Annotated in this window: 22 protein-coding genes and 1 other annotated feature; of the genes, 17 read left to right on the top strand and 5 right to left on the bottom strand. The window is 41.7% G+C overall.

The features are described from left to right. Positions 1-209: 209 nt before the first annotated feature. Genes AA0Y26_RS08960 through AA0Y26_RS08995 form a run of 8 tightly spaced genes read left to right on the top strand, consistent with a single transcriptional unit; the run spans position 210 to position 12,062 of the window. Complete coding sequence (locus AA0Y26_RS08960) at positions 210-2,588, top strand: hypothetical protein (RefSeq protein WP_413367039.1); 2,379 nt, start codon at positions 210-212, stop codon at positions 2,586-2,588. Then, positions 2,588-3,523 carry an ABC transporter ATP-binding protein gene (locus AA0Y26_RS08965; protein WP_413367041.1) on the top strand — a complete coding sequence of 312 codons (936 nt, stop codon included), beginning with the start codon at positions 2,588-2,590 and terminating at the stop codon, positions 3,521-3,523. Before AA0Y26_RS08960 ends, AA0Y26_RS08965 begins: the two co-directional genes overlap by 1 nt. Further along, entirely contained in the window at positions 3,520-4,362 is an 843-nt protein-coding gene (locus AA0Y26_RS08970) for an ABC transporter permease (protein WP_413367044.1), read from the top strand. Before AA0Y26_RS08965 ends, AA0Y26_RS08970 begins: the two co-directional genes overlap by 4 nt. Before the next feature lie 15 nt (positions 4,363-4,377). Continuing rightward, positions 4,378-5,844: a hypothetical protein gene (locus AA0Y26_RS08975; protein ID WP_413367047.1), complete on the top strand. Its 1,467-nt coding sequence runs from the start codon at positions 4,378-4,380 to the stop codon at positions 5,842-5,844. 10 nt (positions 5,845-5,854) lie between these two features. After that, the gene (locus AA0Y26_RS08980) at positions 5,855-6,850 is read left to right on the top strand and encodes an AAA family ATPase (RefSeq protein WP_413367050.1); all 996 of its coding nucleotides are present in this window, start codon (positions 5,855-5,857) and stop codon (positions 6,848-6,850) included. Continuing rightward, positions 6,847-7,725, top strand: a complete 879-nt coding sequence (locus AA0Y26_RS08985) for a DUF58 domain-containing protein (protein WP_413367053.1) — start codon at positions 6,847-6,849, stop codon at positions 7,723-7,725. Before AA0Y26_RS08980 ends, AA0Y26_RS08985 begins: the two co-directional genes overlap by 4 nt. 1 nt (position 7,726) lies before the next feature. Then, positions 7,727-9,490: a vWA domain-containing protein gene (locus tag AA0Y26_RS08990; RefSeq protein ID WP_413367055.1), complete on the top strand. Its 1,764-nt coding sequence runs from the start codon at positions 7,727-7,729 to the stop codon at positions 9,488-9,490. After that, a complete protein-coding gene (locus tag AA0Y26_RS08995) occupies positions 9,474-12,062 on the top strand; it encodes a VWA domain-containing protein (protein ID WP_413367058.1) in 2,589 nt (862 codons plus the stop codon). Before AA0Y26_RS08990 ends, AA0Y26_RS08995 begins: the two co-directional genes overlap by 17 nt. Positions 12,063-12,769: 707 nt before the next feature. Here AA0Y26_RS08995 and AA0Y26_RS09000 read toward each other — a convergent pair. Next, positions 12,770-13,372, bottom strand: coding sequence for a TetR/AcrR family transcriptional regulator (locus AA0Y26_RS09000; RefSeq protein WP_413367061.1), 603 nt, complete (start codon positions 13,370-13,372; stop codon positions 12,770-12,772). A 153-nt stretch (positions 13,373-13,525) separates the two neighbouring features. Between AA0Y26_RS09000 and AA0Y26_RS09005 the strand changes: the two genes are divergently transcribed. Then, positions 13,526-14,308 (top strand): SDR family oxidoreductase, encoded by a 783-nt coding sequence (locus AA0Y26_RS09005; protein ID WP_413367064.1) that lies wholly within the window; start codon positions 13,526-13,528, stop codon positions 14,306-14,308. A gap of 46 nt (positions 14,309-14,354) precedes the next feature. On the opposite strand, the gene AA0Y26_RS09010 is transcribed toward AA0Y26_RS09005, so the two are convergent. Next, positions 14,355-14,774 (bottom strand): DUF4181 domain-containing protein, encoded by a 420-nt coding sequence (locus tag AA0Y26_RS09010; RefSeq protein ID WP_413367067.1) that lies wholly within the window; start codon positions 14,772-14,774, stop codon positions 14,355-14,357. 191 nt (positions 14,775-14,965) lie between these two features. Here AA0Y26_RS09010 and AA0Y26_RS09015 point away from each other — a divergent pair, with 191 nt between their 5' ends. Further along, a complete protein-coding gene (locus AA0Y26_RS09015; protein ID WP_413367070.1) occupies positions 14,966-15,541 on the top strand; it encodes a hypothetical protein in 576 nt (191 codons plus the stop codon). A gap of 249 nt (positions 15,542-15,790) precedes the next feature. Continuing rightward, positions 15,791-16,369 carry a DUF6434 domain-containing protein gene (locus tag AA0Y26_RS09020; protein ID WP_413367073.1) on the top strand — a complete coding sequence of 193 codons (579 nt, stop codon included), beginning with the start codon at positions 15,791-15,793 and terminating at the stop codon, positions 16,367-16,369. Between the two features lie 275 nt (positions 16,370-16,644). Here the strand turns inward: AA0Y26_RS09020 and AA0Y26_RS09025 are convergent, their stop codons facing one another. Beyond that, a complete protein-coding gene (locus tag AA0Y26_RS09025; RefSeq protein WP_413367076.1) occupies positions 16,645-16,821 on the bottom strand; it encodes a hypothetical protein in 177 nt (58 codons plus the stop codon). Positions 16,822-17,095: 274 nt separating this feature from the next. Between AA0Y26_RS09025 and AA0Y26_RS09030 the strand changes: the two genes are divergently transcribed. Further along, positions 17,096-18,337, top strand: coding sequence for an FtsW/RodA/SpoVE family cell cycle protein (locus AA0Y26_RS09030; protein WP_413367079.1), 1,242 nt, complete (start codon positions 17,096-17,098; stop codon positions 18,335-18,337). A 99-nt stretch (positions 18,338-18,436) separates the two neighbouring features. On the opposite strand, the gene AA0Y26_RS09035 is transcribed toward AA0Y26_RS09030, so the two are convergent. Beyond that, complete coding sequence (locus tag AA0Y26_RS09035) at positions 18,437-18,763, bottom strand: hypothetical protein (protein WP_413367082.1); 327 nt, start codon at positions 18,761-18,763, stop codon at positions 18,437-18,439. 86 nt (positions 18,764-18,849) lie between these two features. Between AA0Y26_RS09035 and AA0Y26_RS09040 the strand changes: the two genes are divergently transcribed. The 3 genes from AA0Y26_RS09040 (at position 18,850) to brnQ (ending at position 22,040) form a co-directional block, all read left to right on the top strand. Further along, positions 18,850-19,434: a TIGR00730 family Rossman fold protein gene (locus AA0Y26_RS09040; RefSeq protein WP_413367085.1), complete on the top strand. Its 585-nt coding sequence runs from the start codon at positions 18,850-18,852 to the stop codon at positions 19,432-19,434. Between the two features lie 129 nt (positions 19,435-19,563). Next, a complete protein-coding gene (locus tag AA0Y26_RS09045) occupies positions 19,564-20,085 on the top strand; it encodes an N-acetyltransferase family protein (RefSeq protein WP_413367088.1) in 522 nt (173 codons plus the stop codon). A gap of 217 nt (positions 20,086-20,302) precedes the next feature. Then, positions 20,303-20,542 (top strand) — a binding site (T-box leader). Between the two features lie 151 nt (positions 20,543-20,693). Continuing rightward, positions 20,694-22,040, top strand: a complete 1,347-nt coding sequence (brnQ, locus tag AA0Y26_RS09050) for a branched-chain amino acid transport system II carrier protein (RefSeq protein ID WP_413367091.1) — start codon at positions 20,694-20,696, stop codon at positions 22,038-22,040. 50 nt (positions 22,041-22,090) lie between these two features. On the opposite strand, the gene AA0Y26_RS09055 is transcribed toward brnQ, so the two are convergent. Continuing rightward, positions 22,091-22,525: a YugN family protein gene (locus AA0Y26_RS09055; protein WP_413367094.1), complete on the bottom strand. Its 435-nt coding sequence runs from the start codon at positions 22,523-22,525 to the stop codon at positions 22,091-22,093. 188 nt (positions 22,526-22,713) lie between these two features. Between AA0Y26_RS09055 and AA0Y26_RS09060 the strand changes: the two genes are divergently transcribed. Together AA0Y26_RS09060 and AA0Y26_RS09065 are read left to right on the top strand one after the other, a co-directional pair. Beyond that, positions 22,714-23,496, top strand: coding sequence for a hypothetical protein (locus AA0Y26_RS09060; RefSeq protein WP_413367097.1), 783 nt, complete (start codon positions 22,714-22,716; stop codon positions 23,494-23,496). Further along, on the top strand, positions 23,489-24,070 hold the full coding sequence (locus AA0Y26_RS09065; protein WP_413367100.1) for a hypothetical protein: 582 nt from the start codon (positions 23,489-23,491) through the stop codon (positions 24,068-24,070). The genes AA0Y26_RS09060 and AA0Y26_RS09065 overlap by 8 nt, the downstream gene beginning before the upstream one ends. The last annotated feature ends 89 nt before the right edge of the window (positions 24,071-24,159 follow it).

Below are 24,159 nucleotides of genomic sequence, written 5' to 3' on the forward strand. Positions count from 1 at the left end.
TGTTTGTTTATCTTTAGAAACCTAGTATATGCAAGGGATAATTAAGTAAATAAAGAGGCTAGAAGAGGGGCTTATAACCGATAAAATGCTAGATGAAAATATAATTTTACTTCCAAAATTTAAAAAAATTAAGAAATTCTTAAGAATATAGAAAGAACCTACTGGATAGAAATTACGTATTATTAGTGGTAGGGAAAGGAGATGAGGATTTGAAAAAGAGAAACGGCCTGCTATTTTTTATCGTGTGTTTACTCGCCGCTTTAACTTATCAATCGAATGAAGCCTATGCTAAGGCAGGGCTGGAAGTAGAGGCTGAAATCGGGCTTAATAACAAAATTAAACAAGATAAAGGTGCGCCATTATTCGTCACGATTACAAATCATGGCGATGATTTCAGCGGTGACTTCGTCATTGATGCAGAAGTAAGTTATAACATCGGCTCAGCATTGGTGTATCCACTTGATATCGCTTCGGGTGAAACAAAAACTTTTGATATCTTCTTAGAGGGCTATTCGGATAATATGATGTATTCGAATACGCGAAAAGATTTTTTTCACTTTTTCGAAGGTGGAATTGAAAAAGGGAAGAAAATTGACTATAAGGGGGACCATTATGTAACACCAAGCGTTTTGGATTATGAGGCAAAATTTCTTTATGTTGTTACAAATAATGAGGATCGTTTAGCTGGTGTAAAAAAAATCAACCAGTTTGCCGCTATGCAAGTGCAGCCCTATTTTGTCAATCAGGCAGAAGGAATTGTATTGCCTGAAGAAGCAAGAGCATTAGAAATGATTGATGTCATACTATTTGATGAGATAGCCATTAGTGATTTAACGAAAGAACAGCAGGAGGCTCTCTATTCTTGGGTTCAACAAGGCGGAAAAGTAGTGGTTGGGGACAATGATCTCGGAGAGGCTGCAGCGGGCATTTTTGCTAATCAATTACCGCTTGTTTTATCGAATGGGCATCATGTTTTAACAAAGGACAATTTAGAGAAGTTAACGGCTAACGGTGTATTTTCAGCAGATATCCAGTTGAAAGACGCATCGTTAAAACAAGGAAGCGCCATTATTTCTAGTGTTGAGAATAAAATAGTGGCAGCCTCTACTGATATTGGTCAAGGAAAGCTTATTCAGACAGCCTTTTCTTTAGGGGATGAGCCATTGGCGTCAATGGCGGGATATGCGAAGCTATTATCTACTATTCTATCTTTCGAAACAATAAATAGTACGCCCGTTTATAACCCTAGCTTTGGTAATGCAAGCGACTGGACATATTATAATGAGCTTTTTCCATCCTTCAAATTTTCAAGCGGCTGGATTATAACCTTGATCATTATTTACATCATTATCATTGGCCCGGTATTATACTTCGTATTGAAACGATTTGATCAGCGTGAAAAAATGTGGCTTTATATTCCGGCTGTATCAATCGTGTGTTCACTTGCATTCTTTATCTTTGGAGCAAAGGAAAGGATTATTAAGCCGCAAATTCAACAAATGGCTATGTTTGAGATTCAAAATGATGGTACATTAATCGGCTCCTATACAAATGCCCTTTTAACAAATAAAGGCGGAGATTTTGTGTTTGAAACAGATATGAATACAAGTGCCATTGCTTCAGCGTCCAATGAAATCGTGAATCAAACAGGGAATTTACATAAGACGTCTTATATAAAAAAGACTGCGACAGGAAATGAACTGACGTTGAACGATTTAAACTATTGGTCGGTGCAATCATTTATCGGAAAAACAACCATTTCTGAAGCAGGGAAGCTGGACATGCAGGTAGAGTTTAAGCAAGGGAAACTAACGGGCACGGTGATAAATACACTACCGGTGGATTTAAAAGACGTGACGATTCTGACAGGAACCGAAAAGATTGTCCTGGGAGATCTTGAAGCGGGCGGTACACTTAATGTATCTGAGGATACTGGTCGCCAAACGCTAGCTTCCGCAAGAAATAGCTACGGCAGTTATTACAATGGTCAGGTAATTACGGGAGATTTATTTGAAAACCAGTTAGAAATGATTCAAACAACGGCAATCGATAAGACTGCTCATACTAAGCAGCCGATTATTACCGCTTGGGCTGACAGCTCATTAGTGCCTGTAAAATACAAAGGAAATGCAAGTATGTCAACCATTTCTTACTTTGTCCAGCCATTCACGCCCAATATTATTTTAACTGGGGACGTACTGTTAACAAATAATGACTTTACAACAGAAATTGAACCAATTGATATGAATAGCTATGCCAATATAGATGAAGGCAATCCGAATTTTGCCATGCTTGGAGAAGGTGAGCATCGGTTAGTATACCGCGTTGCCTCTAATATGAAATTAAACGAAATTACGTTGCAGGAGCTTGAAGCAACATATGACAGCAATCTCATAACCGTTGAAATACTAAATCAAAAAACAGAAGAGTACGAAGCGGTTGAAGATAGTCCAGCCGTCCTTACATCTAACCTTTCAGACTATATTTTGGAGGATGAAACGATAGTCTTTAAAGTTACAAGAGTCGGCATCGATAATGGGGAAAGCATTAAACTCCCAACAATCAAATTGAAGGGGGTTGCGAAGTAATGATTGATATCCAAGGTTTAACCAAAAAGTACGGGGCATTTACGGCATTGGATCATCTTGACTTGAAAATTGAAGAGGGTGTTGTTTTTGGTTTTGTCGGGGCAAATGGTGCGGGGAAGTCAACCACTTTTTCGATCCTCTCTACCTTGCTGGCACCGACAAGCGGTAATGCGTATGTCAATGGTATAAGCGTAATTGAAAATCCGGTAGCAGTGCGCCGGCAGCTCGGTTACATGCCAGACTTTTTCGGTGTTTACGATCAATTAAAGGCAGACGAATATTTAGACTTTTACGCGGCGAGCTATGGGTTATCCGCTGCTGAGCGCGCTGCGATCATTCCTGAGCTACTGGAATTGGTCAATTTAACTGACAAGCGATATAGCTATGTAGACTTATTGTCCCGCGGAATGAAGCAAAGGCTTTGCTTGGCTCGTGCACTCATCCATGACCCAAAGGTGCTGATTCTAGATGAACCTGCTTCTGGATTAGATCCGCGGGCAAGAACGGAAATGCGCGATATTTTAAAGCATTTAAAGTCAATGGGGAAAACCATTTTAATTTCCTCGCATATTCTGCCGGAGCTTGCTGAAATGTGTGATGAGCTTGGTGTGCTCGATAACGGAAAGCTGATAGCACAAGGGAATGTTGCAGCCATTCAGGCACAGCTGCAGGCGGATAAGGAGCTTATCGTGAAGGTATTGGGAGATCTTCACAAAGCGGTAGCCTTCTTTGAGGAAGACCCTTATATTACGTCAATTGAAGCCTTTCCTGAAAAGGAAACGATCACTTTCTTGTATCGGGGTACAAAAGAGCAGCAAGTACAAATGCTAAAACAGGCACTGCTTGCAGATATCCTTATTTATAGTGTCAATGAAGAGGAGAAGGACCTGGAGGATATCTTTATGTCCATTACGAAAGGAGCGGGACAGTCATGAACCAAAAATTAAATAACCCCGTTCTGATGAAAGAATTAAAGCTCCGTTTCCGTTTCTTTAAAAGTATTACCGGTATCATGTTTTATTTAGGTGCCATGTGTATTTTTGTTGTCGGTTTCTTAATGATCACGACACAATTTACTGGCTCGGGATATTTTAGACCGAATCAAAGCTATTACCTTTTTATCATGCTTTCTGTTTTGCAAATGGCATTGGTTATGTTTATAACACCTGGATTAACAGCAGGGGCGATCAGCTCAGAGCGTGAAAAGCAAACGTTAAATATGCTCCTGATGACAACACAAAGCTCGTGGCAGATTATTTTAGGCAAGCTCATGTCATCTATTGCCTTTTTAGGACTGCTGTTAGTGGCAGGGCTGCCGATATACAGTATTGTATTTTTATTCGGCGGTGTTTCGCCGGTACAGCTGATCACCATCTTTTTCTTTTATTTCATTACTATGCTTGCTATCGGGAGTATTGGGATATTTTTCTCGACATATACAAAGCGAACAATTACCTCAGTGATTGCAACTTATGGATCGATGGTATTTCTTGGAGGGTTTACGGCGTTTTTCTTCTACGTCGGTATTATTGTGGACCAAACCATTATGATGGGCGCAGGTGCGATCTCGCCGTTAACCTATTTTTGGGCAAGTATCAATCCAGGAGCTTTAGTGCTGTCCATTCTTTCAGGGGATATTGCAGGGGAGCTTTATGATTTAGCAGGAATCGAGGTACCGCTATGGATTCCGTACTTAATTTTCTATCTAGCTATTACTGTCATTGCTCTTTGGCTTTCTGTACGAAAATTACGTGTGAATATGAAACGCGGATAAAGGAGGCTCGCTAGAATGGACCTGAAAAAACGATTATGGCAGACAATCGCAAAGGTGCGCTTCCGCTTAACGTTCGAGGGGCTGCTTCGAAATATGCAAAGAGGACTGCTTTATGCAGTCCTTTCAGCATGCGTTATCCTTTTCGTCTCCCGGCTTTTTGTGGTGCCTTACTATACAAATGCAGCCTTAGGTGCGGGAACGATTGCATTTATCGCGATGATTGCAAAAGCATTTGTTAATCGAACAACAAAAATAGAGGCGCTGCACAAGCTTGATGCCTATTATCCATATAATGAGCTCGTTACAGTATTAACAAGCGAAAATGGCGAAAATCCTTTAGTGCAATCGTTAGTGAAGCGTGCCTTTGATGAAAAGGATCAAGCCTTTCAGCGTTTCAAAAAGCGTTCAAAACAACTATTTTTGCCGAAAACGATGGCATTTACAGCTTGTTTGTCGGTTTTCTTAATCATTTTACTGATTTTCCCTGCTGCAACACAGCAAGAGGCTAAAACGATAGAGGATGAACGGGCGATTACAAAGGACATGGAAGAAAGACTAGATGAATTTCAAAAAGAGGAGCTTACCGAACTAGCGAAAAAGGAACTTCAAGAATTAAAAAATAAGCTAAAGGATTCGGATAATGCAGAGCAGGCATTACGGGAATTGGTGAAAAAGCAGCAGGAATTAAAGCTTGAAGAAAAAAAACTGGAGCAAAAGCAAGACTTAGCTGGCTCTAATGGCGAGAGCCTGACAGCGTCAGAAACAAAGCGATTAGCTGAGCTCAAGGATATGAATAAGGAGCTTGCTAAATCAGCCAGCTCAGCACAAAGCTCGCTGAGTAAGTTAGGGAAACCGTTAGATGTGAATCTGCAGAATACAATTGCGAATGCACTCAATCATTCACAATCGAATGCTTCAGCGGGTCAAAATCAATCGTCAGCTAGCCAAAACAGTAATCAGACAGGGCAGGCGCAGGCTGGCCAAAATAATGGAGCTTCACAAGGAAGTAATCAAAGTAACAGCGGATCGGGAAGCAGCAGTCAAGGGAATCAAGGTAATAATGGGGCAACGGGGCAAGGAAATAGCAGCGGCTCCGGCAGCGGAGCGGGGAATGGACCAGGAGGCAGCCAGAGCAATGGAAATGGAAATGGAACTGGTTCTGGAAATGGTTCTGGAAAAGGTCAAGGCGGTGGCCAAGGGAGCGGTGCCGGTACAGGAGCAGGACACCGGAATTTATTAGCGATTCCCTCGCGTCTTGGCGGCACAAGCAGCACAACCGTAGACGGCGGCAAGCTCGGGGAAGGAAAGCCTATAGAGGAAAAAGGCCAGGTCCCTACAACAAAAGGAGAAATACGACCATATCAAGAGGTTGTCGGAAGCTATAAAGACAGCTATATGGAGTCGACAGATCGTCTCCAGCTTCCAAATGACCTGCAGCAAATGGTCCAATCGTACTTTACATCAATCGAATCTACTAATTAGGAGGGTTTCCATGGCATTTAGTGAACAGCAATATAAAGAAATGAGTCAAAGCTTTCATCTTGTAAAGCAGGAAATACAGCAATTTATCGTGGGGCAGGAAGAAGCCGTAGAATTTACACTATATGCAATTTTAGCAGACGGGCATGTACTATTAGAAGGCTTACCCGGGCTAGGGAAGACAATGCTCGTTCGTACTATTTCAAGTGTATTAGATTTAACCTTTTCAAGAATTCAATTTACACCGGATTTAATGCCCGCCGATATTACAGGGACAAGTATGATTGAGCGCCTTGAAAATGGAAAGCAGCAATTTACATTTCAAAAAGGACCCGTTTTTAGCCAAATGGTATTAGCCGATGAAATTAACCGTGCTACGCCGAAAACACAAAGTGCGCTGCTTGAGGCAATGGGGGAGAAAACGGTTACGATTTTAGGTGATACAAAGCCGATGGAAAAGCCATTTTTTGTATTAGCTACACAAAACCCAATTGAAATGGAAGGTACGTATCCACTGCCTGAAGCGCAGCTGGACCGGTTCCTTTGTAAAGTGCTGCTGCCATATCCTAGTAAGCAGGAATTACTGAAGATTATGAAGCGTACAACAGGTGCTGAGCAGATCAACTTAGCCAAAGTGATGAATACAGAAGAGCTTTGCATGGCACAGCAAATGGTAAAGGAAGTGCTAATTGCAGATGACTTATTAAGCTATGCTATTCAAATCGTTACAGCTACAAATCCTTTCGGTGAGGATGCATTTGATGAAATTAAACAATACGTCCAGTATGGCAGCGGTCCTCGCGGCGTACAAAGTATCATCAAGCTAGCGAAAGCGAGGGCACTCGTACAAGGCCGTTTCCACGTATCGATTGCAGATATTAAAGCGGTTGCTAAGCCTGTGCTTCGTCACCGGATGCTGCTCAATTATGAGGGAGAAGCTGCTGGAAAGTTGCCGGATGATATGGTTGACCTTATTTTGCAAAAAGTTCAGCAAGGGGTTGCACTATGACGAAGCCAACACTGCTTCTACAAGATGATTGGCAGAGTAAGCTTCGCCGGTTTTCGCTGGCGTCCCGCTCGAAGATTCGAGGTCAACATAAAGGGTCACACCGTTCGCAGCGTTTTGGTACATCGATGGATTTTAGTGATTTTAGAGAGTATCATCCTGGCGACGATGTACGGCAAGTCGATTGGAATGTCTTCGCTCGAACAGATAAATATTTTATTAAACGCTTTTTAGATGAGCAGGAGATGCGTGTTCATCTATTACTGGATGCTTCAAAATCAATGGCACATCCTGAAAAATGGCGTTTTGCATGTCAGCTATCTCTTGCATTCGGTCTAACCGTTCTCCAGAATGATGATCGATTTTCATTCTCCATAGTAGCTGAAGAGCAAACGCCCCCATTTCGAAAAAAAGGCGCGATCTATCGGCAGGCATTAACTCAGCATATTTCAACATTGCCGGCGCCTGCTTTAAAGGATTCCTTTGCGAAATATGCACTGCAAGCATTACCGAAAGGACAAACCATGCTTATCATTATTACGGATGGACTGGAGCAAATGTCGGAATGGGAGATGGTCATTAGCAAATTGCCGCGCTTTGCAAAAGATATACGTATCATCTCCATTGCAACAGAGCAGGAAAAGAATCCTGGCTATTCAGGAGATATGGAGCTTCAGGATATGGAAACTGATACAAAAATCAATGTTTCGATGTCGTCTCACATTCTTGAAAAATATATGGAGAAAAGATACAGACATGAAAAAGCATTTGAATTACTTTGCGCTAAATATGGAATTGCTACGATGCAGCTTACAGTAGAAGAAGGTTTTCAGGATGCATTTTTTCATAAGCTAAGAAAGGCGAATTGGATACAGTGAGGTGAACGTTTTGGGATTTGGCAGTTTAAGTTTTTTATGGACACTCATTGTGCCATTGATCGTTCTTATCTATTACTTTTTCAGAAAAAAATATAAACAGCAAATGGTTTCTTCTACGATATTTTGGGAAGAGGCGATGCAGGAAACAAAGGTATCTCCTTATCTAAAGAAGCTGCAAAGGAATGCGTTGCTATTTTTACAGCTTGCCGCGTTATTGTTCCTTGTTTTTGCCCTCATGAAGCCGTTTATAGCGAAGACAACGATTGCAGGTTCTCAAGTAATTTGGATTGTTGATACCTCAGCAACCATGTTGGCGGGAAAGGAAAAATCCCTCTTCACGGAGCATGTTGAAGAAATGAAAAAGCTGACGAAAGAGCTTGATCATAAGCCAGTGACACTTATTACGACAGGGAATTCTCCCCAGACATTACTTCGTCAGGAAACGGATCCTTCACGTATTTTACAAACACTGGATAACTTATCCGTTTCCTATGAAGAAGAGCACATAGCAAATGCGATTAATGTAGCCCAGGCATTCATTGGCGATGAGGCAACGTCTATTTATGTGTTTACGGATTCCATCGAGCGAAATATGCTGCCTGTGGAAAATAGTTTAGTAGAATGGCATGTGTTTGGTGCAGAGAAAGAGATGAATAATGTGGCCATTACAAAGCTCGCTGCGACATCCAATGAGGAGCAGCAAGTGACAGCTCTCGTCCAGCTGCAAAATGATACTGAACAGAAGGAAACATTTGAACTAACGCTGACGAACGAAAACAAGGAACCAGTTATGACGGAAAAGGTGACGATTGAGCCAAATGAAAAAATTTCGAAATTATATGAAAACATTCCTTTCACACCAACTGTTTTTGCGGCCATTGATGTAGCGGATGATTATTCATCAGATAATGAGGCATTGGTGCTTATAGGGGAAAATGACATGGAAGTGCTGCTTGATCCCAATATGCATCAGCTTGTGCAAAAAGGCTTTGCCTCCGTCTATGATGAGGTCACATACTTTGATGAAACATCGTTGAAAAATAGTTCCAAGCAGTCATTACTCGTAACCAATGATGTATCGCTGATGGAGGATGTAACAACGCCTGTGTTTTTAATTGGCCGTAATGATGTAGAGGGGAAAGAGGTTTCTGCGACAGCTGCTAATTCGAAGCACTCCTTATTTAGCTTTAGTAGTTTAGCCGACGTATATATTAGTAAACTATATCCGCCATTTGAGGGGTTTGAAACAATTGCTACAGTTGGGGATGAACCACTGATTCAGCTGTCAACAGAAGGCGATTTAGCTGTTCTGACCGATTTAGAGGCAACAGATTGGCCGCTGCATCCATCCTTTCCGTTATTTCTATGGAGTGCTGTGCAAGAGTTAAGTTCAATAGGACAGCCCCTTGGCACATTTACCCCGTTGGAGGAACGGGCTATTCCGTTAGTAGAAAATGATTGGGCTATTTACAGAGCGGACGGGGAGTATGTTTCTTCCTTTGAAAATGGCAAGCAATTCCGCGCACCAGCCGAACCGGGCCAATACCAAATTGTAGCCGGTGATGAAACGAAACAATTTGTTGTGCAGCTTGCACAAAGTGAAAGAAAGATTGAAAAAGGTACAAGCTTTACAATTGGTCAAATAGAAACCAAAGGTACGGAAGAGCAAGGGGAAAATTCCATTGTTCCGTATTTAATTCTCGTAATTATTGTACTAATCGTTACCGAGTGGGAGGTGCAGCGACGTCGTGGATTTACGAATTGAGTATCCGGTAGCCTTATTGATTCTTATCCCACTATTTGTCTATTTCTTTTGGATCTGGAGGCGTCATCGTCAGCAATGGAGCAAAATTTATCTGGCCGTTTTCGCCATTCGGGTATTAACTGTTGGCGCACTTGTGTTTGCTCTAGCAAATCCTTTTATATTTTTGCCTAATGAAAAGGAGCAGATCGTCTATTTAATGGACCGTTCAGCCTCTATTCAAGGTGCTGACGATGCAGCAGTCCAATTTATAAATGAAGGTCTTGCAGGGAAGGAAAATCATCAGGAGGTTGGGATTTATTCCTTTGCGGAAAGCATACAAACAGAGACCCTGCTCTCAAGTGAGGTCGATGTCGTCCCAGAATTAAGTCCTGTCACAGGAAATGATGAAACAGATATTGGGAAAGCATTGCAGCTGGTTTCCGGCATTACGGATCGTCAAAAGGCGACACGGGTTATTTTGTTGTCTGACGGTTTAGAAACGAAGGGAAATGTATTAGAAGAAGTTTCGAGATTTGCAAACTCAAATGTAACGGTAGATGTCGTTCCATTAACAAAGGCTGTCTTGCATGATGCGGTGATCGAGAGCTTTACATCTCCGCAAGTCGCCTTTGATGGGGAAGCGCAGCAATTAATCACCGAAGTCTCTTCTTCTGTCAGAACGAATGCTTCATTAATACTTTATGAGAATGATGCCGTCATTCATCGTGAGGAAGTAACATTAGAAGAGGGCAAAAATCGATTTACGTATTCACATCGCGGATCGTCTCAAGGGTTAGTAAAATACGAAGCGATGATTCAAGTCGAAAATGATGCCGTATTAGAAAATAATAAACTGACGAGCGTCACAACAGTAGAGGCACCACCAAAGGTACTTATTGTGTATGGAGATGAAAAAGGCACTGCTATTGACGATATCATTGGGGAAAGTACGGTAGGTTATGACGCCATAGCAGCTTCCGATCTGCCTAGCTCTTTGTCCAGCTATTTGGCTTATAATGCCATCATTTTTGATAATGTACCCGGGCATCTAGTAGGGGAAGCGAAAATGACAGTGATTGAGCAGGCGGTAAAACATTTCGGTGTCGGTTTTATGATGGTTGGCGGCGAAAATAGTTTTGGACTGGGCGGCTATTTTAAAACACCAATTGAAGAGTTGCTGCCAGTCGAAATGGAAGTGCAGGGCAAGCATCAGTTGCCTACACTCGGATTGGCACTTGTTATCGACCGTTCAGGAAGCATGATGGGCAGCAAGATGGAGCTTGCCAAGGAAGCAGCAGCCCGCTCAATCGAATTATTGCGTGATGGTGACACACTTGGTGTGATTGCCTTTGATGGCATTCCATGGGAAGTCATTGAGACGGGTGTTCTGAAGGATAGAAAAGACGCACTCGATAAAGTATCTTCTATATCAGCTAACGGGGGTACAGAAATCTATACTTCTCTTGAACTTGCCTATAAAAATTTGCAGGATTTACCGCTGCAAAGAAAACATATTATTTTGTTAACAGATGGACAGTCAGCAACGAATGCCTCCTACGAAGATTTACTCGCTGCAGGGTTGGAGAAAAATGTCACATTATCTACAGTAGCGATTGGGAGTGATGCGGATCGTACTTTATTGGAGGAGCTGAGCCTGTTAGGAAGCGGCCGTTTTTATGATGTAACGGATGCAACGATGATTCCTTCTATTTTATCAAGAGAGACGGCAATGATTTCACGGACATATATTGAGGACAATCCGTTTTACCCGACCGTTTATCAGGCAGATCATTGGAATGCTTTATTTGAAGGAGGCGTTCCGCAAATGAATGCTTATATCGGCACAACAGCTAAAGGAATGGCAAATGTCATTGCTGAAAGTGAAAAGGAGGACCCCATTTTAGCTCAGTGGCAATATGGCCTCGGGACAACGATTGCCTTTACCTCCGATTCAGCGGGGGCATGGGCTGGTGATTGGGCCCGCTGGCAAGAGTGGCGGCCATTTTGGCAGACAGCTATTGCCGAAATGCTGCCAAGCTATCATGAAGTGGCCTATGACATTCAATCCCAGGGCAATGGAAACTATCTAATCACCGATTCCTCTAATGAAGCCGCATTTTTAAATATTGCAGCTATAAATGAACAGGGAGAAAACCTCCCTATTGAGATAGACGTGCTATCAGCAGCAAAAGTGCGTGTAACCGTTGATAGTGACCCGGGGCTCATTTTCTTTAGTATTGCTAATAAAGAGCAGCAAATTTACCAATCGGGTATTTACGTACCTTATGGTGATGAGTATGCCGCGAAACCAACAAATACAGCATTACTCGAAAAAATAGCTGAACTTGGAAATGGGAAAGTTTTAGAAGATCCGAAAGAAGCTTTTCGGACATTTACGCATCAGGGCTTTGAAAGCAAATCCATTGCCCATTGGCTGTTATTCATAGCGATGCTCCTATTTTTTGCAGATATCACCATTCGACGCTTTGGAGGAACCATTATTCCACGTTTTAAGCAAAAGAAGAAAGAAATACAAGCAGAACCTGTGGAAACAAACGTCGGAAAAGTATTAAAACAAATGAAAAAGAAATAAAGAGAAGAGGGTAGTCAGCACTGGCTAGCCTCTTTTCTCATCAGTCCTGCCGCTGCTTACAAAAAAAGCAGAGCCATTCTCTAAAAAAGAATGCTCCGCAAAAGTTAACGTTTAAGTAATTTTCGCCATCATATATTTTCTGGCGTCCATGTAGATTTTATGATCACAGTCCTCGCAGGAAAAGCGGCCTTGCATATTGGTTTTATACTTTTGATATTTTAATGTACCTTCTAGAATCTTAAATTTCTTTTTGCAGCAAATACAGACAGATTCATAATAAATCATTTTTATACACCTTCATTTCTGTTGGATTTGTATAACAAAATAACTTAAAATGCTGATACAAAGAGAGGAACACGGAGCAGGCATCCAAAAGTGAGTGTAAATTATTCATCAGAAAATTCCGATTTTATCCCTCTCTTCTCATTATATATGACCATTCAGTTACGATGCTATACTGAATATGGTTAAATGTGGAATGTTCGTGAACGAGGGAAGGAATGAAAGCGGGATTATTACAATGAACAATAGCCAAACGGTAGTAGAGGCAAGGTGTCTGGCTGCTATATAGACAAGTTGGTTGATTAGGCAAATATATCGACAGCAGTTTAAACGTTTGTAGTTAAAATATGAAAAATCATTACACAAAGAAAGGAAGCCAAGATAAAGAAGGCTTCCTTTTATTATTGGCTATCTAAAGTTGCCATTTATGGTTTAGTGATTGGGTCCGAGATTAAAAAACCTTTCGCGAAGGAGTGCAAAATTTGAATAAGCTGATTCGTCACGTCTGCCGGGGACTGCTGAAAGTCGCTGTGGATCCAGTCGATAATAATCCCGGCTGTACCATACGCCATGTAGCGTTTTTGGGCTTCGTCATTAATATCGGTAAAGTTATATGTAATCTCAAATTGCTTGGTCAATACATGGTATAGGGCATTTGGCAGCTGTGTATGAATGTGCGGAATTGTATCAGCTACGCAAAGCAGTTTGAAATAATGACGCTGGTCATATATAAAATACAGCAGCTCAAAGGAATTTTTGTTCAGCTCCCAGACGGCTACATTGTTATTTTGCTTATATTTTGAAATGCTGTGGAATTGAATACTTTCCGACATTTCCTGAAAAAGCTCATCCACCAAGTCAAATTTATCTTTGTAATACAAATAAAAAGTCGTGCGGTTGTATTCCGCTCTTTCTACAATATCTTTAACCGTAACAGCACTGAAACCTTTTTCATGAACAAGTGAAATGAACGCATCTTTGAAAAACTTTTTTGTTCTTTCCGCATGAGTTGAGCTTGCTTTTGGCATAAATCCTCCTGTAAAGTCGACAGAAATAAAAGATGTGTCGAGTATCTAAACAGATTATAAAATATTAGTGATTGGTCATCCTAATGATATGTCTTATAGTTAATTTGTGAACAAAAAGTTACAAATCAACTTATCATTAGGAGGTCATTACTCATGACACGTTTTGAAGATAAAGTAGTTATTATTACAGGTGCAGGCTCAGGTTTAGGACGTGCATCAGCATTGCAAATTGCAAAAGAAGGCGCAAAATTAGTGCTTGTTGACTTAAGTGAAGCAGGCTTGAAAGAAACAGAAGCGCAAGTAATGGAAGCAGCTCCAAACGCAGAAACATTACTGATTACCGCAAATGTGGCGGACGAGCAGGCTGTTCAAAACTTTGTCAATGAAACTGTCGCGAAGTTCGGCAAAATTGATGGCTTCTTCAACAATGCAGGTATTGAAGGTAAACAAAACCTTACAGAGGACTTCGGCATTGACGAATTCCAGAAAGTTGTTTCCATCAACTTAAATGGCGTATTCTACGGCATGAAATATGTTTTAAAAGTAATGAAAGAACAAGGTTTCGGTTCAGTTGTAAATACAGCATCGGTAGGCGGTATCCGCGGCGTCGGTAACCAATCAGGCTACGCAGCAAGTAAACACGGTGTAGTTGGTCTTACTCGTAACTCTGCTATTGAATACGGCCAATTCGGTGTTTCAATCAAAGCGATCGCACCAGGTGCTATCATGACACCAATGGTAGAAGGCTCTCTTCGTCAAATTGGCGGAGATAACTGGGAAGAGGTTGGTAAGGAATTTGTACAGCCTAACCCGATGAAACGCTTCGGTAAACCAGAGGAAGTAGGATATCTTGTAGCGTTCCTATTATCAAACCAAGCAGACTTTATCAACGGTGTAGTAGTGCCGATTGATGGCGGTCAATCTTATAAATACTAAAAAAATGGCCTCACAGCAAACGCTGTGAGGTTTTTTGATTTTCATACTAAAGAAAACCAAAAAAATCAGTCAAAATAACAAGGCTAAACAGCGAGAGTGCAAAAATCATGGTGGATAACGTGAGTAAATATGTACGTGGATTTTCAGCGTATTTCCATTCCATAAAGGCACGTACCGATTCAGAGATAAATAATAATAGAATAAAAATAGTCAGTGGTTGAAAAGGCCAGAATGCTATAGGCGTGTCTGTAGTTCCGAAATAATAGAATGCTATAAAAACAAAAATGGAAGAGACAATCCGAATGATCCAATCGATTTTCCGGTGCAGGTCATTGACATGGTTATAAGATGGCCACTTTTCCCGTTCCACCTTTAAGAGCTTTTTCATGACATATTCAAATGCGTAGATGGCGACTAATAGAAGGGCCAGGATAAGAAGAGGTATAAGTATTGTATGATTCTGCATGGTGACTCCTTCCTGTAATTCAATTTCCTATTTTACCATTATACACTATTTAAAAATATCGTCCTTCTTCTGCCAATTCCACATGGGGTCGCAATGAAAGCGACGGTCATATTTCTATCAATCTATTTATATGCTAGAGGTAGCGGTGGGTTGATGTTTTTTCATTAGTTTTGCGGAGGGGAGAGACCAATATGCAGAAGTGGACAAAGGTAATGGTAGGTGGCATTGGACTGCTTGGTGTGGCTGTAGCCGCATGGTTTGTTTTCCTGAAGAATGCCGAGTTTCAAGACGAGTCTGTTGTTCATTTTATCGCTGAACTTTATACAGTTGATTTTGCGGAAAGTGAAGAGCTTTTTAAAGAGATTGACCGGGAAATTGAAGCGGTCCTGCAAACGAATGACGAGGAAGAGATTGTCACCTTCTCGAGCAAGGTGATTGAGAAAATGGCTGTGGACAAGTATGGCAGCTACCTTACGTCCGGCGGCTTCGATACACTAATCGATACCGGTGTCCTCACTACGATGTTTCAACTGGCTTATGACAATCAAAGTGATTATAAGATAGGCGAGGTCAAGAAATTGCGAGAGAAGAAACAGGAGGACGGGCTTGAAGTCTCCTATGCTGTGGAGTTTGGACAATATAAAAAAGCATCCGATGAGCAGCAGGCATCATGGTCAACAGAAGTGACAGTTGATGTAGTGGAAGAGGATAATGAATGGAAGGTCGCCGATGTAGCAATTGAAAATGATGACTATTTAGGTCAATGATCTGCTGTGCAGTCACTTTACCGCTCTATTGAAAAGGGCGGTTTTTATTATGCAGCCTTTCTGGACGCATTTTTAAAATTGACCTAATTTATCCCTTATTATCCTTAAAGATGTATAATGAAAATTATGGGAAAATAAGTAATGGCTCTTAAATGGTAAAAATAATTTACGATACGAACATTACAACGTAAGGCTTCATAGGAATTTATCTAACAGTCTATCACAAATATAAACAAGAAGAGGAATAGTATGCGTCCAAATTTAACAAAAGAAATCTCCACAGAGGAATTCAAAAATTATTATTGGCTGAAGGAGGAACTGCAGGCTTTTTGCCGGGAACAAGACATGAGTGCGACAGGATCCAAAATCGAGTTAGCTGACCGGATTGAACACTTTCTAGCAACTGGGGAAAGAAAAAAGCCGCAGCGAAGAAAACAGCCTGCTGCGAAGAAGGCGGCTTTGGAATCACCGCTGAGCCTGGATACGGTCATTACAGCGGATCATCGATGCAGCCAGCAGGTCAGAGCATTCTTTACATCCATCATCCCAAAATTTCATTTCTCCACGTACATTCAGCAGTTCTTTAGAGAAAACGTCGGGAAAACGTATCAGGATGTCGTAACCGCTTGGTATGAAGAAGCGGAGCGGAAGAAGGACCCGTCGTATAAAAAGAACAAGCTCGCTCCTCAGTTCGAATACAATCAGTTTACCCGTGACTACTTTGCGGACCCGCAAAATAAAGGGAAGAGCCGTGAGGATGCTATATTGGCATGGAAAACGATAAAAAGCCTGCCGGGGGACAATAAATACAAGCCGTCAGAATCATAAACATGAGATGTCGATTCTAAATGCGGATAACCAACCTAAACGTTGTTTGATCAATGCTTAGGTTGGTTTATTGTGCGTTCAAGGTGCTGATTGGAGGCATTTTATCGGATATTTAGCGAAGGGGCAGTACGATTCAGTCCATTTAGCCTTTCATAAGACGATCTAATGCTTCCTGTATTTCTTTTTCGAATGGTACATGATCTGCATTTAGTTCTTCCTTGTGTATACAAAAATCAATGTATTTCTTTTTTCAAACAGATGATAAACATCATTTGCTATTGTTTTCCGAACTTTGCTATTTTCTTTAAATAGAATGTGCCTGCTACAACAATGAAAGCGCCCCATATTTTATAGACTACAGTTTTAACCTCTTCATCGAATACTGTGATACTCAAAAGTGCGCAGCCGAAAACGATGAGTAAAATTCCTATCGTTGAATGTATGATTTTCATCAATTATGAACTCCCTAAGATTGATCGATTCTATTCTTTATTCCACAATTATTGTTTTTCTCCTTTCATTGTAACGAAAGTGTCTTTTGATAACTCGATATCCATCCATACTAGGGGCTTTCATGCAATCGCTTTTTTTACTGCATACACCCGAAACCCCTTTCGTATAAAGAGAGGAAAGGGCAGTTCAACTTTTTCAAAGTTACCCGGAGAACCTATTTCGAGAAGAAATGTATATTTCAGGAACATTTTTTCTCTGGAGTCGTTTTTATTCATGATAGAACATAAGGTAAGCTATAAAGGCTCTTGTTCTGGCCGAGTGAATAGGAGGGGGAGAGTTGGGGTAGAAAAATACATTGATAAGCAGGTCGCATTATACATAGCATTGCTCGCACTGATCAGCTGTCTGTTTATCCATTCGAGCACGGAGGCTTTCCCGCAGTACACGGGTTCCTTTGTGATCAAGCAAATTATCTTTTACATACTTGGGTTTAGTATGATGCTCGCTGTAGCGAGTCTCGACCTTGAGCAATTAAAGCAGATCTCGTGGTATGCATACGCAGTCATTGTGCTGCTGCTGATTGGGCTCATTTTTGCACCGGAAAGCATCGCAAGGCCGGTAAATGAGGCGAAGGCATGGTACCAGATTAAATTTCTGGGTAGTATACAGCCGTCAGAATTCCTGAAGTTTGCTTTTGTACTTGTGATAGCAAAGGTGATGGAAAAGCATTATACGATAACAGAAGAGCCGTCCTTTGTTTCAGATTGCCGCTTGCTGTGTAAAGTGGCGATCATCACCATCCCGCCGATGTTAATTGTCTACCAGCAGCCGGATACCGGGATGATTCTGCTCTATGCCGCATTACTTGCACCGATGGTTTTCTTTTCATCCATCAATAAAAAGCTCCTCATTACTGTTGCAGCAATCCCTGTAACACTAGGTATCGGTATTATCATCGTTTATTTTCAGTTTCATGATTTTTATCAGGAAGAACTATTAGGCCGGCTTTCCGGTCATCAGGTTTCCCGCATTAACGGGTGGCTGCAGCCCTTCGAATATGAAGCTTCCTCGTACCAGACGAGGCAGGGGATGACGGCGATTGGCACTGGGGAACTAACGGGGAAAGGCTATCTTAGTAATGATGTCTATATACCGGAAAAGCATACGGATTTTATATTTTCCACGATTGCCGAGGAAACAGGCTTTATCGGCGGCTCTATTATTATCTTATTGTATTTCCTTCTTTTATACAGGCTTGTAGTAATTGTGATCAAGGCACGTACACGCTTTGCCTATATCACAGGTGCAGGTATCATTGGGCTGCTGACCTTCCAAATCTTTCAGAATATCGGCATGACGATGGGGCTGCTGCCTGTGACAGGTGTGACCTTGCCATTCCTGAGTTACGGCGGAAGCTCGCTCTTATCAAACTTTCTTTTATTAGGCGTCATCCTATCCTTTCGGAAAACGTATGATAATTATTTCTTCCTATCACGGAATGGCGACGATGAATAGATGCGATGAGGGAAGGAGTACCAAATGGTTAAGGTACTCCTTGTGTGATTGTTTTGGAGAAATTTATTTATCTGATTTCATGACCCAAAATGATAAGAATCAGTTGTGCATCATGCTATGTAATTTTTCAAGCTTTTCGATATGTTCTTCACAAATATCTTGCAGTTCAATGTCATAATGGGTGGCGATCAGAGTAAGGTTACCTAAGAGGTTCCCGATTGATTCGCTGAGCAGCTTTTTGTTCATTTTGTCAGACGTAATTTGCGTTTTTAATGGATGAGGGCCGAATTCTAATTCTCTCATGATCCGGGCGACTTTTCCTGTGTCCTCTGTAAGTAAACCGAGGAAGACGAAACTATCGACTTCTGCGTATCCTGTTTCTTGATAAAATTGCTTCAAACGTTGCTGGAATTTGTTTGTGTTCATTAGTTCAGACTCCTTTTTCTAACTATTTCGAATTTAAGATAAAATTATCATACAATAAAACCAAAATAAAGAAATGAGGCTAAATAATGAAAAGTGTGGCGGTGTTTTGTGGCTCTAGTATGGGCGCGAGTTTGTCCTACAAGGAAGGAGCTGTTCGATTAGGGAAGGAATTGGCCAGACAAAAATTGACGCTCGTTTACGGAGGGTCAAGCGTAGGAATCATGGGAGTGGTAGCGGATACAGTATTGGCAGAAGGCGGCAAGGTGATCGGTGTCATTCCGGAAATGCTGGAGGAAAGGGAGATTTCCCATCCGCATTTGACAAAGCTGATTGTGGTCGATTCGATGCATACGAGGAAAACAAAAATGGCAGAGCTGGCTGATGGATTTATTGCGCTGCCGGGTGGTCCTGGGACGATGGAAGAATTCTTTGAAATTTTCACGTGGGCGCAGCTGGGGCTTCACCAAAAACCATGCGGCATTTTGAATGTCGATCATTACTATGATTTGCTTATTTCCTTTTTCACGCATATGAATGAGCAGCAGTTCCTGCATGATTTGTACATGCCGATTTTTTTAAGTGATACAGACCCGGCTTCATTAATCGAGCAGTTCCGGTCCTATAATCCGCCGCCGGTGAAAACCTATATCGAGAAGAAAAGCCAAACTTGATAAAGGTGATGAAAGCGACAGAATCTGCGTTGAAGGTTCTGTCTTTTTCATTTTAGAAGGGATATGATAGCCTTTGTAGAATAATAGGTGAAAAGCTGTTCTGCATACAGAGGACAGGGGAGGGATCATATGATTATTCGAAGAGCAAAGATGGCAGATGCTGCCGGCATAGCGAAGGTGCACGTGGATAGTTGGCGGGCGACCTATAAGGATATCGTCCCCAATGAATTTCTGAAGAAAATGACGTATGACAAAAGAAAGCGGCTGTGGGAAAGCGTGCTGCTGGAAGGATGCGTCTTTGTAGCTGAGAACGAGGAAGGCCAGATTATCGGCTTTGCTACGGGCGGCGAGGAAAGAAGCGGGGCATATGAAGACTTCCGGGGCGAACTAAGCACATTATATATAGTAGAGGCGTATCAAAGCCGGGGAATCGGAAAACGCCTGGTCAAAACAGTGATTAAAGAAATTGAAACGCTAGGTATCAATACAATGGTCGTCAGCATCTTGGAGGTAAATGAGTCAAAGCATTTTTATGAGGCGCTCGGCGGTCAGATGATTGACACAGTAGAGGTGGAAATCGGTGGGAAAAAGCTAAAAGAGCTTGTGTATGGATGGAAGGATATCAGCAGTATTTATGAAAAAATAGGGTGAAAATTTTCGGCTTGAAATTAAATTTTTTTCTCAAACGCACGAAGTGTTTTCGCTCTTTTCTTCTCGTCGGCGCTAAAATTACTAGAGAAAAGTAAAAAATTCTAGAATGACCCCCTTTTTCTAGGTACACAGTAATGTACCGAACAATTAAATATTTCAAAAAATTTAGATTGACTAGCTTTTGATTGTTTGCTAAAGTAACCTCTAATAAAAGCATACAAATTCGTTGATGAGAAAGAGTAGTGTTCCATTTTGTTCTACAGAGAGCTGGCATGTCGGTGGAAGTCGGTGTACAAATATTACATGAAAATCCTCTCTGAGAAGATTGGCTGAACAACTAGTAAGCTGATCCGGTATCTGCCGTTAAAAGAACACGTATGATTGTACGTTGCTGAGTGCTATTGAACGTTTTTTCAATAGAAGTAGGGTGGTATTCGCGGTTAACCCCGTCCCTTTGTAGGGATGGGGTTTTTTGTATGCATGAGAAGCTAGAGGAGGGTTCAAGTAAGCAGATTTTTAGTTTGATATTTTGTACGTAAACGTATCATGACAGGATGTCGTACTTCCTGTAGACACTCGATTATTAAAACATCTTAGGAGAGACAGCTATGGAAAAGAAAATACCGTTTTCAACTTATGCGATTATCGGAACAATGCTATTTGGTATGTTCTTTGGAGCAGGAAACTTAATATTCCCCATTCAAATGGGGCAGCTTGCCGGAACGAATTACTGGTGGGCACTGATCGGATTTTTAGTGACAGCGATCGGTTTACCGTTTTTAGGGATTTTGGCAATCGGCTTATCAGGCAGTAATGGTCTGCGCGATTTGGCAAGCCGTGTACACCCGGTGTTTGGCGTTGTATTCGCCCTGGCACTTTATTTAACAATCGGACCGTTCTTTGCGATTCCGCGTACAGCAACCGTACCATTTGTGGTTGGTTTTGAGTCATTCATTGACCCTGCAAAATCTCAAATGTGGCTATTGCTCTTTAGTTTCCTCTTCTTCCTGGTCGTATTTTATTTCTCATTAAATCCGGCAAAGATTATGGACTACATCGGAAAATATTTAACACCGGCATTTTTATTGTTTTTATTCGCCTTAATACTTATTAGTGTATTCTCTCCGATGGGGAGCTTTGTAGAGCCAAGCCTTTCCTATGTAAACGAAGCATTTATGACAGGTTTTAAAGAAGGCTACAATACAATGGATGCGCTGGCGTCGCTTGCATTCGGGATTATTGTCATCAATGCAATCAAGCGATTAGGCATTACAGATAAAAAGGAGATTGCCAAAGCTACTTGGAAGTCTGGTATTTTTGCGATGGCACTTATGGTACTGATTTACGGCCTGATCATGTATATGGGGGCCTCAAGTGTTACGGAAATCGGTACATTTGAGAATGGCGGACAGATTTTCGCGGCAGTAGCCGATCACTACTTTGGTTCATACGGCGCGATTTTGTTGGCGATCATTATTGTACTTGCCTGCTTAAAAACAAGTATCGGCTTAATTACAGCCTGCGGGGAGTTTTTCCACGAAGTATTCCCGAAAATCAGCTACAAAGCGTTCGTTGTGATTTTGTGTGCGGTATCCTTTGCGATTGCGAATGTAGGCTTGTCAAATATCATCACGTTTGCCGTTCCAGTGTTGATGTTCCTATATCCGCTGGCAATCATCCTGATTTTACTCGGCCTTGCTGCACCACTGTTTAAAAGCAAACAAAGTGTATTTGCAGCGGCCATGTTCTTTACGTTCTTTGTCAGCATCATTGATGGCTACAATGCGTTGATTGAAAGTGTACCAGCGTTTGAACTTGGCTTCTTGAATACGATTGCCGAGTTTTACAAAAGCTTTTTACCGCTGTATGACATCGGGCTTGGATGGATCGTTCCGGCACTTGTCGGTACAGTGATTGGGCTGGTTATCCCGTCGAAGTCAACGATAAGTAAATAAAGAAGCAAGCAAGCCCTCTTCCGTGTATGCGAAGAGGGCTTTTCCATTGTTTAATAAATATTTTCCTGTTGAACGAACGGCAGTACACTTTCATTCACAAGCTGTTCGCTTACATGTGCCCATTTGTTTTTGTTGATGATAGGGGCATCCTTGTCGATCGGTGTTTGGAACTGGCTGAAGCCGGTAGCATCGATAAATGAACTTCCGTCATAGTCGAGTCCGACATGCACTACATGCTTGATGATATAGGGTTCCTTGAAACGGATCACCGTATTATAGCCGTCCAATTCGCCTTGCATCACATCGAATGGCATACGCAGGTAGATGGTTTCGCCTTCCTCGCGGTCACACCATATTTTTGTATCAAAGCTCCCACGGTCATAATCCCAGTTTCCGCCGATGCAGAAGCCGTGTTGGCAAATTTTGTCGCGCAGCTGACCATACTGTGCGTATCTTCCATTTAATGCTGAGTCTATACGTAGCATTTCATTGCCTCCTTGATGGAATTCATATTGAAAGTGTTTCCTAAAAGAAAGGAAGCCATACGCAATCTATGTAAAATACATATAGGTAATTGGAAACGAATTGGCATATTCGCCTTTTACCGGTAGTTTACCTATGTCATAATGAGTGGATGAAGAGCAGAGAAGGAAAGCATCAGGGAGGTTGAATTGTGAAGAAGTGGGGAATTTTACTAGGATTTGTGGCTGTCATCTGTATTGTTAGTGAAGTCATTGCTGAATCGAAACGGTTAGAGGAGCCGGTTATTTTAGATGTGGTAATGGATTTTGATTATAATGCTATTTATGTATCATTTTTAACGAATACACAGCAGCCAGCTGTTTTACAATCGGTAGAAATTGACGGTAAATCGTATGGTTCGGAGCCGGTAAGTGCTCTTTATTCTGCAGATGCACTGAAGTATGCATACAGCCATGCGGACTACCGCTACTACTCCATTTATAACAGCATGCATTATTGGGACGATGAAATGCGTGATGAGCTGCTGGAAAAGGCTAGCTCACTCAAGCGGGTAAAACTATATTTTCAGGATGATCCAAAAAGCTACGAGGCCGATCTACTGACAGTTATGCCGAAAGAGGAGTGGTACTTTTCACTCTCCAGCGATCCTGCTGTGGACGGGAAAATGAAAGTCCGTGTAGAAGTCCTTGATGCCCTTACGCTGACAGCAGTGAATTTATATGAAAAGCACGGAAAAATAGATGCAATCTTCAAAGATGGGGAAGCCGTTTCACTGCCCATCATGATAGAACCGGGGGCTAACCTGGAAGTTCATTTATCAGAAATACCCGGCTTATATGATTACGATCAAGCGTACCTTCAGTTTACAGGTACGGCGAATCAAAAAAGCTTTATGGAAGTGATCGGCGTAAATGTGAACGAAGCAGCTTCAGAAGCCTGGGTCAAGGAAAGGGTGGGGAAGCATCTTGAATAAGTTCCATGGCCGCTGGATTATTGGGCTTTTATTAATCTTTTTAGATATCAATATCCTGTTTGATTGGCTGCCGGATTTTATTGGCTGGTTGTTTATAGCGGCTGCTTTTACCGGGGTGAAGGGAGAGGGCGCAGCTTGGGGGAAATGGGGAGCTATTGTAGCATCCATACTATCCTTGCCGCTTACGTTAAATGAAATCTCTATGCTGCCGGAAAGAGAGTACCCGATATGGCTGGAATTCATCTATTTTACGTTGCCCTTTGTACAATTCTTGGCATATGCCGCTTTTTTTATCATCTCGGATTCGTTGTTAGAGCGGCAAAAGCAGAGCGTCTTCTCCTATGTCTTTCTAGGCTACCTATTAGTGTGGAAAATTTGGCAGCACGTGAACATGCATGTTATCCCGAATGAAGCAGAAAACATAACATCATACTTAGGAATAACGGGGCTTGTCCTCATGTTTTGTTTCCTCATCAATGTTATTAAACGGAATAATGAATGGAAGTGGAAAAAAGAGGTTGAGGAGCGGCTGCGTGAAATAGATGAGGAAGAAGCAAATGGAAATGTCTATTAATGATCGCGAGTTGTCTATTATCATGTGGAGATTGTCTAATAACTCGTGGGAATTGTCTATTATCAGGTGGAGATTGTCTAATAACTTGT

The sequence above is a fragment of the Lysinibacillus canaveralius genome (assembly GCF_047301505.1).
Lineage (GTDB): Bacteria > Bacillota > Bacilli > Bacillales_A > Planococcaceae > Lysinibacillus_B.

What these genes read in the sequence shown, in the direction of transcription:
- AA0Y26_RS09000 (WP_413367061.1), bottom strand. Translation starts at nt 13,372, where the DNA reads ATGCCAAAAGCAAGCTCAACTCATGCGGAAAGAACAAAAAAGTTTTTC.
- AA0Y26_RS08975 (WP_413367047.1), top strand. Translation starts at nt 4,378, where the DNA reads ATGGACCTGAAAAAACGATTATGGCAGACAATCGCAAAGGTGCGCTTC.
- AA0Y26_RS09040 (WP_413367085.1), top strand. Translation starts at nt 18,850, where the DNA reads ATGAAAAGTGTGGCGGTGTTTTGTGGCTCTAGTATGGGCGCGAGTTTG.
- AA0Y26_RS09020 (WP_413367073.1), top strand. Translation starts at nt 15,791, where the DNA reads ATGCGTCCAAATTTAACAAAAGAAATCTCCACAGAGGAATTCAAAAAT.
- AA0Y26_RS09015 (WP_413367070.1), top strand. Translation starts at nt 14,966, where the DNA reads ATGCAGAAGTGGACAAAGGTAATGGTAGGTGGCATTGGACTGCTTGGT.
- AA0Y26_RS09045 (WP_413367088.1), top strand. Translation starts at nt 19,564, where the DNA reads ATGATTATTCGAAGAGCAAAGATGGCAGATGCTGCCGGCATAGCGAAG.
- AA0Y26_RS08985 (WP_413367053.1), top strand. Translation starts at nt 6,847, where the DNA reads ATGACGAAGCCAACACTGCTTCTACAAGATGATTGGCAGAGTAAGCTT.
- AA0Y26_RS09005 (WP_413367064.1), top strand. Translation starts at nt 13,526, where the DNA reads ATGACACGTTTTGAAGATAAAGTAGTTATTATTACAGGTGCAGGCTCA.
- AA0Y26_RS08970 (WP_413367044.1), top strand. Translation starts at nt 3,520, where the DNA reads ATGAACCAAAAATTAAATAACCCCGTTCTGATGAAAGAATTAAAGCTC.
- AA0Y26_RS09055 (WP_413367094.1), bottom strand. Translation starts at nt 22,525, where the DNA reads ATGCTACGTATAGACTCAGCATTAAATGGAAGATACGCACAGTATGGT.
- brnQ (WP_413367091.1), top strand. Translation starts at nt 20,694, where the DNA reads ATGGAAAAGAAAATACCGTTTTCAACTTATGCGATTATCGGAACAATG.
- AA0Y26_RS09030 (WP_413367079.1), top strand. Translation starts at nt 17,096, where the DNA reads ATGATAGAACATAAGGTAAGCTATAAAGGCTCTTGTTCTGGCCGAGTG.
- AA0Y26_RS09025 (WP_413367076.1), bottom strand. Translation starts at nt 16,821, where the DNA reads ATGAAAATCATACATTCAACGATAGGAATTTTACTCATCGTTTTCGGC.
- AA0Y26_RS08980 (WP_413367050.1), top strand. Translation starts at nt 5,855, where the DNA reads ATGGCATTTAGTGAACAGCAATATAAAGAAATGAGTCAAAGCTTTCAT.
- AA0Y26_RS09010 (WP_413367067.1), bottom strand. Translation starts at nt 14,774, where the DNA reads ATGCAGAATCATACAATACTTATACCTCTTCTTATCCTGGCCCTTCTA.
- AA0Y26_RS08965 (WP_413367041.1), top strand. Translation starts at nt 2,588, where the DNA reads ATGATTGATATCCAAGGTTTAACCAAAAAGTACGGGGCATTTACGGCA.
- AA0Y26_RS09035 (WP_413367082.1), bottom strand. Translation starts at nt 18,763, where the DNA reads ATGAACACAAACAAATTCCAGCAACGTTTGAAGCAATTTTATCAAGAA.